A 12,064-nucleotide genomic window follows, 5' to 3' on the forward strand; every position below is an offset into this window, starting at 1 on the left:
CCGCGTCATGGTCGGGCTTGACCCGACCAGCTCCGGCAGAATCTGGCTGGTTTACAAGATGGTCGGGGCAAGCCCGAACATGACGGCTGGAGAAAACCTCTCCCCCTCGTGAATTGCGGTGCCTCCGCTTTCATGGCCTAACAGCGCCATCGAAAGCGGAGTGTGTCCGTCATGCTGATCAAGCGCCGTGCCGGCTGGGAAATGCCGGAAAGCGAGGCCACGCCCGAGAGCGCGTTCCTCAACCGCCGCCAGTTGATGAGTGCCGGAGCGGGGCTGATCGCAGCGGCAGCGTGGCCGGGCCGTGCCGGAGCGGAGGCACCCGATCCGACGCTCGACCTCTACCCCGCCAAGCGCAACGACGCCTATAAGCTCGACGTGCCGCTGACCAAGGCGGAGGATGCGGCGAACTACAATAATTTCTACGAATTCGGGATGTCGAAGGACATCGTCGATGCCTCGCAGCGTCTGGCGACACGGCCCTGGTCCGTTCAGGTCGACGGCATGGTCGAAAAGCCGTTCGAGATCGGCTTCGACGATCTCGTGCGCAAGCTGCCGCTCGAAGAGCGTCTCTACCGCTTCCGTTGCGTCGAGGCCTGGGCGATGGCCGTGCCCTGGACCGGTATTCCGCTCAAGTCATTCGTGGCGCTGGCCAAGCCGCTCTCGGGCGCGAAATACATCCGCTTCGAGACGTTCCTGAACCCGCGTGTCGCGCCCGGCCAGGGCCAGCGCTGGTACCCTTGGCCCTATACGGAGGGGCTGACGATCGCGGAGGCGACGAACGAATTGCCGTTGCTCGTCACCGGCATCTACGGCAAGCCCTTGCCGACGCAACACGGCGCCCCGATCCGGCTGATCACGCCGTGGAAATACGGCTTCAAATCGGTGAAATCGATCCGGAAGATCAGCTTCGTCGCCGAACGGCCGAAGACCTTCTGGGAAGGGCTACAGGCTTCTGAATACGGCTTTTGGGCCAATGTGAACCCGGCCGTGCCGCATCCGCGCTGGAGCCAGGCGAGCGAGCAGGTGCTGGGCTCGCGGGACCGGCGCCCGACGCTGATCTACAATGGCTATGGCGAGCAGGTTGCCGGCCTCTACAAGGGGTTGGAGAACGAGCGCCTGTTCATGTGAGGGAGCAGGTTTCGGGTGCCCAAGCCGAGCGGGGCCATGGTAGCGTGCAGCTACCATGCAGTTGGAACGGCACGAAACGCCCATGGCTATCCAGCATTTCCATCTCTTCGACACAGCGATCGGCACCTGTGCGCTGATCTGGGAGGGTGAGCGCTTCGTCGGCGCGCAATTGCCCGAACGTGACGAGGATACGGCGCGCAGGCGACTGGCGCGGCGCTACCCGCAGGCTGACGAGGCAAGGGCGACCGGCTTCGTCGCCGAGGCGGTAGCCGGCATCCGGGCGCTGTTCGATGGCGAGAAGCGTGAGCTGGCCCATCTGCCGGTCGCGCTGGAGACGGTCTCCGACTTCAACCGCAAGGTCTATGAAGTCGCGCTCTCCATTCCGCCGGGCGAGACATTGACCTATGGCGAGGTGGCGCAGCGCATCGGCGAGCCCGGCGCGGCGCGGGCCGTTGGCGTCGCGCTCGGCCAGAATCCCTGGCCGATCATTGTGCCCTGCCACCGCGTGCTGGCGGCAGGCGGCAAGACTGGCGGCTTCTCTGCCGATGGGGGCGTCGAGACCAAGCTCAGAATCCTGACCATCGAGAAGGCGCGCACGAGCGCCGAGCCCGGCCTGTTCGGGGAGCTGCCGCTTGCGGCACGGCCTGCCCGACGCTGAGTCGCGCAATCACCCGTTTTTCGTGCACCTGTTTTCCTTGAAATCGCGCAATACGCGTTTGCAGCGAGGTTGCTTGCGAGGCGTGCAGGGGCCGCTACTGTTCGGGCCTTTCCACGCTCCTTCGAGAGGTATCATGGCCAAACTCAAGCTCGCCGTCATCGTGGGCAGCAATCGTCGCGATTCGATCAATCGCAAGCTGGCCCAGGCGCTCGTGAAGCTGGGGGCGAACGCCTTCGACGCGTCCTTCGTCCAGATCGACGACCTGCCGATGTTCAACCCGGATCTTGAGCCACAGCGGCCGGAGCCGACGCTGCGGCTGAAGCGAGAGATCGAGGCGGCTGACGCGATCCTGATCGTGACGCCGGAACACAACCGCTCGATCCCTGCGGTGCTCAAGAACGCCATCGACTGGGCCTCTCGGCCCTATGGCCAGAACTCGTGGGCGAACAAGACCGTGGCTGTGACGGGCACCAGCAGCGGCGCGGTCGGCACCGCCGTGTCGCAGCAGCAACTGCGCATGATCCTGACCAACCTTGTCGGCGTCGTGGTTGGCGGGCAGGTCTTCATCACCTTCAAGGATGGCCTGATCGACGCGGAGCACAACATCACCAATGAAGGGACGCGGGCCTTCCTGCAGGGTTTCCTCGATCAGTTCGCCGAAATTGCGACCAAGCTCGCGGCCTGACAGGCCGCGCCCTTCGCAAGCTTCCATCGCAGGCGCCGCCTTTCGGGGCGGCGCTTTTTTGCTGACCGGTGGCCAGGCAAAAAAAGAGCCGGCGTCCCCGAGGGGAGCCGGCTTTGAAAGTTTGAAACATCTGGCGAAACGCCAAACATCTCAGAGGGGAACGGCTGAAACGAACTCAACGCCGGGAGGAGATTGCGGAGCCCGTTCCGAACAACCGTGAGCACAATATCGGGCATGATCTGCCTTTTTGCAATGCAGCATAGTTTGGGGCCGCTATGCGTTATCTGCATGAGATAGTGGCAAATGGTACGAATTTGATCCTAAATGATTGAGAAATATGCATTCGTTGCACACGCTTCTGGCGCGGCGGTACAATTTTAAGTCGATTAGCGGGGCATTTTCGCTCTTTTGGCGGCTTTCCTGCGTTCCCGGCGTGTGGATTTGCGCAGGGATTATGCTGCCCTGGTCACAAAACTGTCAGAATTGAAAACGGGCGCCGCAGGCGCCCGATTCAACGGCCTTTCGAGGAAGAGGGCGGCTTGCTGTCAGTAGGTCCAGCGCTGGGCCTTCTGGATCAGGAAGTCGCGGAAGACCTGGACGCGGGCTACCGACTTCATTTCTTCCGGATAGACCAGATAACTTTCGAGCTGCGGCATCTCGGTCTCGCGCATCAATTGCACGAGCGGGGAGCCGGTCTCGATCAGATAGTCGGGCAGCACGGCGATGCCGGCGCCCGAATCCACCGCGCGCTTCATGGCGGTGATGTTGTTCACCGTCAGATGGATCGGCCGCGGGTTGCGCTGGTCGCGTCCCATCGTGCCCAGCCAGTGCACCGCTGTCAGATAGGAGGGCGAGGTGCCCCCGAAGGACAGGATGCGGTGGTTGTCCAGGTCGTCATAGGTCTTCGGCTCGCCGAAGCGCTTCACATAGGCAGGCGAAGCGTAGACGTGGAAGTGCACCGTGAAGAGCTTGCGCTGGATCAGATCCGGCTGCTGCGGCTGGCGCAGGCGGATCGCGATGTCGGCTTCGCGCATGGACAGGTCGAGCTCCTCATCCGTGAGGATGAGCTCGACCCGGATGTCCGGATAGAGATCCATGAACTCGGCGAGGCGTGGGGTCAGCCAATGGCCACCCAGGCCGCGCGTGGCGGTAACCTTGAGCTCGCCGGAAGGATGCTCGCGCGTCTCCGAAAGCTGCGAGCGGGTCCGTTCGAGGCGCTGCGTCATCTCGCGCGCCGCCCGCCAGAGCAACTCGCCCTGTTCGGTCAGGATGAGACCCCGCGTATGCCGATGGAACAGCGGCGCGCGCAGCTCTCGCTCAAGCGCCCCGATCTGCCGGCTGACGGCCGATTGACTCAAGCCGAGAACATCGCCAGCTTTGGTAAAGCTGCCTGACTCCGCGACCGTATAAAAGATTCTAATGCGGTCCCAATCCACCGCGCTTCCCCCGCTATGCGTTTTTTGCATGATGGGGGATAAAGCTGCTGTGCGTCAATGTCCGTGTGACAAATGTCGCCCATTATCCGTACTTAATCTGGTGACTAAACCCATCAGCTTCGGTGATGAGTACGTAAAGGGCGGCTGCTCGGCAGCTTCCCCTGATGGGCGCGCAATGGCGGCTTGCTGCCGCCTGTTGTGGCCGATCAGTGTGTCCGGCCAAAAGCCGAATATGGCTCGCCCAAGGATGCGCAGCGGCCAGGGGGCTCGGGCGAAGGTCCGGCGGCCCCGGCTGCACTGTCGGGCTGCGCGACGATATCCCGAAAACGCGCTTATTCAGCCGGCAGCCGCGCTGCGAGATTCGTCGCTGCCGGCACGATCGCTGCCACCAGCTTGCGCTGGGCCTCCTCGTCGAAGCGGCTCATGAGCGTTGAGAGCGAGAGCGCGCCGCGCAAATGGCCGGCGCTGTCGATGACCGGGGCGGATACCGCCGCCACTTCGGGATCACGCTCTCCGCGCGAAATCACCAGGCCAGCGTCCCGGATTGCTTGCAACGAAGGATCGTCACGTTCGGTGAAGGCGAGCAGCACGCGCCCGGCGGCGCCGCGGCCGAGCGGGAGGCGCACGCCCTCATCAAGGTGATGGCGGGCCGAGCGCGGCGAGTTGAGCCGATAAAGGCAGATGCGCTGATCGCCGTCGCGGATGTAGAAGGAGGCCGTCTCCTGCGTCGCCTCGACCAGGGCACGCAGCGTCGGGCGGACATATTCGCCGAGATCGAAGCTCCGGCGATAAAGCGAGCCCAGCCGCCAGAGCTCCGGTCCCAGGCGAAAGGCGCCGTCGCTTCCGCGCGTCAGGAAGCGCGTGTGCTCAAGCGAGGCGGCCAGGCGGAGGATCGTGCTTTTGTAGAGCCCCGTCCGCCGGGCCAATTCGGCAAGGCTCAGCTCCTGGGCCTGCTCACTGAACGCCGTGAGAATGGCCAGAGCCCGCTCCACCGCGTCGACTCCCTCCCGCTTCGTGCCGGGTTCGGACATGTCTACCTCGTCATCAAAATCGTTCTGTCTAATAGAACGTAACTTTCTGCATTGTGCAAGGAGGCCGTTATCACGCTGATTTTATGTTCCGCTTAACGGAACGGATGTTGACCGGCCACCTGTGTCCTGCTAGAAGCGCAGCAAAATAGAATGCTATTCTGTCAGGAGGAACGATGACCGAGGGAACAGCAGCCGTTCGGCTGCACGACGTCGCTGTGCGCTTTGGCGCCTTCACCGCCGTCGGCAACATGAATCTCACTGTGGGCGACACCGAGTTCGTGGCTGTGGTCGGGCCGACCGGCTGCGGCAAGTCGACCATTCTCAACGTCGTCACCGGATTGCTTCGCCCGGCCGCCGGCGAGGTCGCCATATTCGGCAAGCCGCTCGAGGGCCTGAACGGCGACAGCGGCTACATGCTCCAGCAGGAAGCGATCCTTCCCTGGAAGACCGCCGAGGACAATGTCGCGCTGGGTCTGATCTTTCGCGGCATGGCCAAGGAAGAAGCGCGAGCCAAGGCGCGGGCCTGGCTCGCCAAGGTTGGATTGAAGGGCTTCGAGAAGCGTTATCCCCACCAGCTCTCGGGCGGGCAGCGCAAGCGCGTCGCCATGGCGCAGACGCTGATCATGGAACCGCGCATCGTCCTCATGGACGAGCCGTTCTCGGCGCTCGACGTGCATACCCGCCGGCTGATGCACCGGATCCTGCTCGATCTCTGGCAGGCCGACCGCCGCTCGCTCGTCTTCATCACTCACGATCTCGACGAGGCGATCACCCTGGCGGACCGGGTCGTGGTCATGTCCGCAGGTCCCGCCAGCCGTGTGGTCGGGGAGGTCGACATCACCTTGCCCCGGCCGCGCGACGTCTCGGCGCTGGCGACCACCGACGCTTTCGTCAGCCTCTACCGGGAGATCTGGAATCTCCTCGGCGCCGAAGTGGAGAAGAGCTATGTCGTCCAGTAAGTCGCAGACGCTCGCCTTTGCGCCGCCAGCGGGTGCCGCCTCCTCCGAGGATGCCGTCGAGGCGCGCCGGCGCAGCGCCGCTTCCGCCTATCGCATGAAGGTCAGGCTGACCCGGCTGGTGCTGATCGGCGGCTTCTTCGCCGCCTGGGAAACCGGCGCCAGATCCGGCCTGATCGACCCGTTCTTCTTTCCAACGCCTTCGGCCATCGTCGGGCGCATCGCGCAATGGTTCGCCGAGGGCGACATCTGGGGCGACCTCGGCATCACCCTCCTCGAGACCGTGCTGTCCTTCGTGCTGGGTGTGACCGGCGGTACCGCACTCGGCATCTGGCTCGGCCTCTCGCGCTTCGCCGCCGACGTCATCCAGCCGATCATCAAGGTCTTCAACGCCATCCCGCGCGTGCTGCTGGCCCCGATCTTCGTGATCTGGTTCGGCCTCGGGCTCGCCTCCAAGGTCGCGCTCGGCATGACGATCGTGATCTTCATCGCCTTCTTCAACACCTATCAGGGCGTGCGCGAGGTTAATCCGGTGGTCCTGGCCAATGCCCGCCTGCTGCGTGCCAGCAAGCTCTCGCTGCTGCGCCATGTCTATATCCCGTCGGCGATGAGCTGGATCCTGTCGTCGCTGCGCGTCTCGGTCGGCATGGCGGTGATGGGTGCGGTGGTCGCCGAATATCTGGGTTCCTCGATGGGCCTCGGCCATATCATCGCGCAGGCCGAGGGCGTGATGGACGCCACCGGCGTCTTCGCCGGCATCGTCGTGCTCTCCGTCTTCGTGGTGCTGCTCGATCTCGTGGTCGACCGCCTCGAGAAGCGGCTCCTCGTCTGGCGTCCGGCCCCCTCGCATGATGACGCCTGACCCGCATCGCAACCACAAACATAACCGAGCAGGAGGAAACAGATGACATCGATCGCAAGCCGGGCTGCGGCCCTCGCCATCGCGCTGCTGCTTCCGGCGGGCGCTGCGCGTGCCGCCGAACCCGAGCACAAGGCGGTCACCATCGCCGTCGGCTCCGCCATTCTCAACTACATGCCGCTGGCGCTGGCCGACTCCCTCGGGAACTTCAAGAAGGAAGGCCTCGACGTCACCATTCAGAACTTCCAGGCCGGTGGCGCCAAGGCGCTCCAGGCACTGGTCGGCGGCTCGGTCGACGGCGTGGTCGGCTTCTACGACCACACCATCCAGATGCAGGCGAAGAAGAAGGACATCTCCTGCGTCTTTCTGCTCAACGACGTCCCCGGCATCGTGTTCGGCGTCCGCGCCGATCTCGCGGACAAGGTGAAGAGCGGCGCCGACCTGAAGGGCATGAGGGTCGGCATCACCACGCCGGGTTCCTCGACCGACATGATCGCTCGCTACTACGCCAAGGTGAACGGGCTTGGGCCACGCGATGTCGAGTTCATCGGCGTCGGCAGCGGCGCCCCGGGTATGAAGGCGCTCGAAAGCAAGGCGGTCGACGTGCTCGGCTTCTACGATCCGACCGCGACCATCCTGACGCGCAAGAACGCCGTGAAGATCCTGTTCGACGGCCGCACCGAGGAAGGCTCGAAGAAAGCTTTCGGCGGCGTCTATCCGACCGCCTGCCTCTATCTTAACCAGAGCTATATCGACAAGAATCCGGAAACCGTGCAGCGCCTCGCCAACGCCATGTTGCGGACTGTGCGCTGGATTCATTCCAACAGCCCGGAGGCTGTCGTCGATGCGATCCCGTCGGCCTACAAGCTCGACGATCGCGTGCTCAACATCGAGATCATGCGTGCCTCGACGGGTCTGTTCTCCAAGGATGGCCGGTTCTCGCCTGACACCCTGAAGACGCCGCTCTCGGTGCTCACCGCCTATGATCCCGCGATTGCCGCGGCTGGCATCGACCTGTCCAAGACCTACACGAACAAGTTCGCCGAGGAAGCCGCAAGGCGGATCGGCAAATAATCCCGCGCAGTCGGAGACAGAAAATGACTATGCCACTTGCGGGCGTGCGCGTTCTCGACCTCTCGAACGTGCTCGCCGGCCCGTTCTGCGGGTACAACCTCGCCCGCCTCGGCGCCGAGGTAATCAAGGTCGAGAAACCGGATGGCGGCGATCTCGCCCGCAAGCTCGGCGCCGATCCCGAGATGGCAGCGCGCCTCTCCGGCCTGTCCTTCGTCGCCGTCAATGCCGACAAGCAGTCGATTGCGCTCGACCTCAAGGCGCCGGAGGGGCGCGAAGTCTTCCTGCGGCTCGTCGGGACAGCCGACGTGGTCCTCGAGAACTTCCGCCCCGGCGTCATGAAGAGGCTGGGTCTCGCTTATGAGGACCTGTCGCAGATCAATCCGCGCCTGGTCTATTGCGCGATTTCCGGCTTCGGCCAGACGGGGCCCTGGGCCGGGCGTCCGGCCTATGACCAGATCGTACAGGGTCTCTCCGGCGTCATGAGCGTGACCGGCGATGAGGAAAGCGCGCCACTGCGGACCGGCTTTCCAATCTCCGACACCATCTCCGGGCTGACGGCGGCGTTCGCGATATCGGCGGCGCTCGTCGATCAGAAGCAGAGCGGGCGGGGGCGCTTCATCGACGTGTCCCTGCTCGAATCGACGCTCGCCGCGATGGGCTGGGTGGTGTCGAACCATCTCAATGCCGATGTCGACCCGCAGCCGATCGGCAACGAAAACTTCACAGCCGCCCCGTCCGGGACGTTCCGGACGGGGAACGGGCCGCTCAACATCGCCGCCAACGAGCAGAAGCAATACGAGGCGCTGTGCGGCCTGATCGAACGGCCAGAACTGATCGACGATCCGCGCTTCGCGTCCCGCCAGGCCCGCAAGGACAATCGCCGGGCGCTGACCGCAGCGCTGGAACAGGCGCTGGCCACGCGCCCGGCACGCGAATGGGAGCGCCTGATGAACGCTGCCGGCGTGCCGGCCGGCTGCGTCCTCACCGTGCCCGAGGTGATGGCGGAGCCACAGGTGACGCAGCGCGGTTTCGTTGAGCCCGTCGATGCCAAGGGCCGCGGCGGCCGCTCGCTGCGCGTGACCCGGCCGGGCTTTCTGCTTGACGAGCCCTTCGAGCCACCGGCCCATCCGCCCGCGCTGGGGGCGGATACCGCCGCCTGGCTGCGGCGCCTCGGCTATGGCGAAGACGAGATCGAGAGCCTGATCGCGCGTCGGATCGTCGGCTGCGAACGGCAAAAGAGCGCAGCATGAACGACGAAGCTTCACCCTCCGATCGCGAGATGATCGCCGAGTACTGGTCGACCGCGATCGCGGATATCGCACCCGGTCGCATCGCCTTTCGCGGCTATCCGATCGAGGAACTGATCGGCGCCGTCTCCTTTCCGGCGATGATCTGGCTGATGCTGCGCGGCGATCTGCCGAGCCCGGAGCAGGAGCAACTGCTTCAGGCCGCGCTCGTCGCCTCGGTCGACCACGGCCCGCACGCGCCCTCCATCGCCATCTCGCGCATGGCGGTGTCCTGCGGGCTGCCGCTCAACGGAGCGCTGGCCTCAGCGCTCAACACCCTCGACGATGTGCATGGCGGCGCGGGTGAGCAGGCGCTCGAACTCTATGACGACCTGCTGGCGAGATGTGCGGCGGGCTGTGGCATGGACGAGGCGGCGGCAGCCGCGATCGATGCCTTTATCGCGACGCGCGGGAAATACCTGCCCGGCTTCGGCCACCGCTTCCATCCGGTCGACCCTCGCTCCGGCCGCCTGCTGGCGCTTGTCGACGCTACGGTCGGCAAGGGCGGCATCACCGGACGCTATGCAGCGGCGGCGCGAGCCGTCGAGGGCTGCCTGGAGGGACGCAAGGGGCGGCTCATCCCGATGAATATCGATGGTGCCACCGCGGTGATCTATGGCGAGCTCGGCTTCGCCGCTCCGCTCGCGCGCGGTGTATTTTGTCTGTCGCGGGCAGTCGGCATCCTCGCCCATGCCTGGGAGCAGAGCGGACGCGGCGAACGGAACAAGGGGCCGATCCCACGCAGCTTCGCCTATCGCTATGACGGGCCGTCGCGACGGCCGGTGCCCAACCGCGAGCCATGAGCGCGCCGGCCGCCAATTATCTGCCGGTGCGCCCGGACTGGCTGGCGAGCACCCCAGAGGCGGCCCTCGAACCAGAATTGCCGATCGTCGACGCCCATCACCATCTCTGGGACCGGCCGGGCTGGCGATTTCTGATCGACGATTACAAGACAGAGCTTGCCGCGAGCGGCCACTGCATCATCGCCTCCGTCTTCATGCAATGCCAGACCGCTTACGACCCGACGCAGTCGCCGCATCTGCGCCCGGTCGGCGAGACCGCCTATGTCGCTGCCGAGGCCGAGCGGCTCGGTCCGGACGGGCCCGCTTTTTGCGCAGGCATCGTCGGCCATGCCGATCTGCGCCTGGGCGCCGGGGTCGAGGCGGTTCTCCTCGCGCATATGGAGCAGGGGCGCGGCCGGTTCCGTGGCATCCGTCACATCACGGTGTGGGATGCCGATTCCAGCCTGATGAACCCGCTGAGCGCCGGTCCGCCCGGTCTGCTCGGCGATGCCCGCTTCCGGGAGGGTTTCGCCCGGCTAGCGCCGCTCGGGCTGAGTTTCGACGCCTGGCTGTTCCAGCCCCAGCTCGACGAGTTGACGGCGCTGGCGCAAGCCTTTCCCGAGACGACGATCGTGCTCGACCATCTCGGCGGCATTCTCGGCGCCGGCGACTATCAGGGGCGACGCGACGAGTTGTTCGGTGACTGGAAGCGCGCGATCCGCGATCTCGCCCGCTGCCCGAACGTGGTCGCCAAGATCGGCGGCCTCGGCATGCGGATCAACGGGTTCGGCTTCGAGCAAGGGATGCGGCCACCCGATTCACGCGCGCTTGCCGAGGCATGGCGGCCTTATGTGGAGACCGCCATCGAGGCTTTCGACCCGAGGCGCTGCATGCTGGAAAGCAATGCACCGGTGGACCGGGGCTCCTATGCCTGCGCGGCAGGCTGGAACGCCTTCAAGCGTCTGACTGCCGACTACTCGGCCGACGACAGGTCGGCACTGTTTTGGGACACGGCCAGTCGCATCTATCGCCTCTGACGGGCGGCGCAGAAGCGAACGGCGCGGCTCCAGCCGCAGCATGCCAGCCGGGGGCAGGGAGCTCCCCGCTTTATGTCGGCGGCCGACGTCACGGGGGCGGCGGGAAAACGGTCTTCCAGTCGTTCTTCATGTCAACGATCGTCCAGCCCCTTGCCGCGGCCTCGTCAAGCGCCTTGTCGAGTTTCCCGACTTCGGACTTGCGATCATAGGCCCATTCGCGCTCGGCATCGGTGTGGTGGACGATCAAGGCCATCCTCGGGCCGCTGCCGCCGACAGTGTATTGCAGCATCTGGAGATCGCCGTCGGAATTGCCGAATGCGAATATCGGACGACGGCCGATGAAGCGATTGATGCCGACGGGCTTGCCCGGGCCGTCGTCGACGAACTCGACCTTGGCCTCCTTGATCAGTTCAGGCTTCCCGTCTTTGCCCAGACGAAACTTGACGACGCCGGACGAGCCGACGACCTGTTCGGGCGGGATCCCGTAGGCCTTGTCCGCGAACACCCTCATGAACTCGACCCCGCCGCCCGAAACGATGAACGTCTTGAAGCCGTTTGCGCGCAGATAGGCCAGCAATTCGAGCTGTGGCTGATAGACCATTTCCGTATAGCGGCGCTTGGTTTGCGGATGACGCGCGGTCTCCAACCACTCGGCGACCGAGCGGGAAAAGGCCTCTGTCGTCATGCCGGAATGGGTACGCGCGAGAACCAGGCCGAGGCCCCTGTTGCCATCAGCCATCAGCGCCTTCAGATCGCCCGCGAGAACGGTCCGGAACGGCTCCTTGGATTTCAGCGCGGGTGTCGCCGCGGCTTGGCTCCTGATCTCGTCAAGAGCAAACTGCGCCTGGAAGTAGATCGGTTTCTCGGCCCAAAGCGTCCCGTCATTGTCGAAGGTCGCGATTCGTTCGGCTGGCGGCACAAAATCGGGTCCGCGCTCCAGAGTAACCTTGCGAACGAACGCCAGAATTGCGGCCTTGGACTTGCCGTCATTCCACCCAGGCAGCGGGTCCGGCTGCGCCGATGCCCAACTCGTCGTGAGGGCCGCAGTGGCCAGCGTCAAAACCGCAATGAGTTTCCTGATACCCTTCATGAAACCCTCCAACGCACATAAAGCACTGAGAGCGGGGCCTTT

12 protein-coding genes are annotated in these 12,064 nt (G+C 64.8%); 9 read left to right on the forward strand and 3 right to left on the reverse strand.

Going from position 1 to position 12,064, the window contains the following annotated elements; translation table 11 throughout:
* Positions 1–171: 171 nt before the first annotated feature.
* The 3 genes from msrP to AB4Z16_RS14670 all read left to right on the forward strand — a co-directional run bounded on the left by msrP (position 172) and on the right by AB4Z16_RS14670 (position 2,471).
* Positions 172–1,128, forward strand: a complete 957-nt coding sequence (msrP, locus tag AB4Z16_RS14660) for a protein-methionine-sulfoxide reductase catalytic subunit MsrP (RefSeq protein WP_441512085.1) — start codon at positions 172–174, stop codon at positions 1,126–1,128.
* A gap of 82 nt (positions 1,129–1,210) precedes the next feature.
* Entirely contained in the window at positions 1,211–1,786 is a 576-nt protein-coding gene (locus AB4Z16_RS14665; protein ID WP_441512086.1) for a methylated-DNA--[protein]-cysteine S-methyltransferase, read from the forward strand.
* Positions 1,761–2,471 (forward strand): NADPH-dependent FMN reductase, encoded by a 711-nt coding sequence (locus AB4Z16_RS14670; RefSeq protein ID WP_441512087.1) that lies wholly within the window; start codon positions 1,761–1,763, stop codon positions 2,469–2,471. Before AB4Z16_RS14665 ends, AB4Z16_RS14670 begins: the two co-directional genes overlap by 26 nt.
* Positions 2,472–3,016: 545 nt before the next feature.
* Here AB4Z16_RS14670 and AB4Z16_RS14675 read toward each other — a convergent pair.
* Positions 3,017–3,907, reverse strand: a complete 891-nt coding sequence (locus AB4Z16_RS14675) for a LysR family transcriptional regulator (protein ID WP_149133170.1) — start codon at positions 3,905–3,907, stop codon at positions 3,017–3,019.
* 332 nt (positions 3,908–4,239) lie between these two features.
* Complete coding sequence (locus AB4Z16_RS14680; protein WP_441512088.1) at positions 4,240–4,938, reverse strand: IclR family transcriptional regulator; 699 nt, start codon at positions 4,936–4,938, stop codon at positions 4,240–4,242.
* A 173-nt stretch (positions 4,939–5,111) separates the two neighbouring features.
* On the opposite strand from AB4Z16_RS14680, the gene AB4Z16_RS14685 reads away from it, so the two are divergent.
* The 6 genes from AB4Z16_RS14685 to AB4Z16_RS14710 all read left to right on the forward strand — a co-directional run bounded on the left by AB4Z16_RS14685 (position 5,112) and on the right by AB4Z16_RS14710 (position 10,932).
* On the forward strand, positions 5,112–5,897 hold the full coding sequence (locus tag AB4Z16_RS14685) for an ABC transporter ATP-binding protein (protein WP_441512089.1): 786 nt from the start codon (positions 5,112–5,114) through the stop codon (positions 5,895–5,897).
* Between the two features lie 94 nt (positions 5,898–5,991).
* On the forward strand, positions 5,992–6,756 hold the full coding sequence (locus tag AB4Z16_RS14690) for an ABC transporter permease (protein WP_441512220.1): 765 nt from the start codon (positions 5,992–5,994) through the stop codon (positions 6,754–6,756).
* Positions 6,757–6,798: 42 nt separating this feature from the next.
* Positions 6,799–7,827, forward strand: a complete 1,029-nt coding sequence (locus AB4Z16_RS14695; protein ID WP_441512090.1) for an ABC transporter substrate-binding protein — start codon at positions 6,799–6,801, stop codon at positions 7,825–7,827.
* A 23-nt stretch (positions 7,828–7,850) separates the two neighbouring features.
* On the forward strand, positions 7,851–9,077 hold the full coding sequence (locus tag AB4Z16_RS14700) for a CaiB/BaiF CoA transferase family protein (protein WP_441512091.1): 1,227 nt from the start codon (positions 7,851–7,853) through the stop codon (positions 9,075–9,077).
* Complete coding sequence (locus AB4Z16_RS14705) at positions 9,074–9,916, forward strand: citryl-CoA lyase (RefSeq protein WP_441512092.1); 843 nt, start codon at positions 9,074–9,076, stop codon at positions 9,914–9,916. The genes AB4Z16_RS14700 and AB4Z16_RS14705 overlap by 4 nt, the downstream gene beginning before the upstream one ends.
* Positions 9,913–10,932 (forward strand): amidohydrolase family protein, encoded by a 1,020-nt coding sequence (locus tag AB4Z16_RS14710; RefSeq protein ID WP_441512093.1) that lies wholly within the window; start codon positions 9,913–9,915, stop codon positions 10,930–10,932. Before AB4Z16_RS14705 ends, AB4Z16_RS14710 begins: the two co-directional genes overlap by 4 nt.
* An 88-nt stretch (positions 10,933–11,020) precedes the next feature.
* On the opposite strand, the gene AB4Z16_RS14715 is transcribed toward AB4Z16_RS14710, so the two are convergent.
* Positions 11,021–12,022 carry an HAD family hydrolase gene (locus AB4Z16_RS14715; RefSeq protein WP_441512094.1) on the reverse strand — a complete coding sequence of 334 codons (1,002 nt, stop codon included), beginning with the start codon at positions 12,020–12,022 and terminating at the stop codon, positions 11,021–11,023.
* Positions 12,023–12,064 lie beyond the last annotated feature (42 nt).

Source organism: Allobosea sp. TAF32 (assembly GCF_052113585.1).
Classification (GTDB): domain Bacteria; phylum Pseudomonadota; class Alphaproteobacteria; order Rhizobiales; family Beijerinckiaceae; genus Allobosea.

Excerpts from the sequence above, each read along its gene's own strand:
- AB4Z16_RS14715 (WP_441512094.1), bottom strand. The coding sequence starts at position 12,022 with ATGAAGGGTATCAGGAAACTCATTGCGGTTTTGACGCTGGCCACTGCG.
- AB4Z16_RS14695 (WP_441512090.1), top strand. The coding sequence starts at position 6,799 with ATGACATCGATCGCAAGCCGGGCTGCGGCCCTCGCCATCGCGCTGCTG.
- AB4Z16_RS14685 (WP_441512089.1), top strand. The coding sequence starts at position 5,112 with ATGACCGAGGGAACAGCAGCCGTTCGGCTGCACGACGTCGCTGTGCGC.
- AB4Z16_RS14665 (WP_441512086.1), top strand. The coding sequence starts at position 1,211 with ATGGCTATCCAGCATTTCCATCTCTTCGACACAGCGATCGGCACCTGT.
- AB4Z16_RS14710 (WP_441512093.1), top strand. The coding sequence starts at position 9,913 with ATGAGCGCGCCGGCCGCCAATTATCTGCCGGTGCGCCCGGACTGGCTG.
- AB4Z16_RS14690 (WP_441512220.1), top strand. The coding sequence starts at position 5,992 with ATGAAGGTCAGGCTGACCCGGCTGGTGCTGATCGGCGGCTTCTTCGCC.
- msrP (WP_441512085.1), top strand. The coding sequence starts at position 172 with ATGCTGATCAAGCGCCGTGCCGGCTGGGAAATGCCGGAAAGCGAGGCC.
- AB4Z16_RS14680 (WP_441512088.1), bottom strand. The coding sequence starts at position 4,938 with ATGTCCGAACCCGGCACGAAGCGGGAGGGAGTCGACGCGGTGGAGCGG.
- AB4Z16_RS14705 (WP_441512092.1), top strand. The coding sequence starts at position 9,074 with ATGAACGACGAAGCTTCACCCTCCGATCGCGAGATGATCGCCGAGTAC.
- AB4Z16_RS14700 (WP_441512091.1), top strand. The coding sequence starts at position 7,851 with ATGACTATGCCACTTGCGGGCGTGCGCGTTCTCGACCTCTCGAACGTG.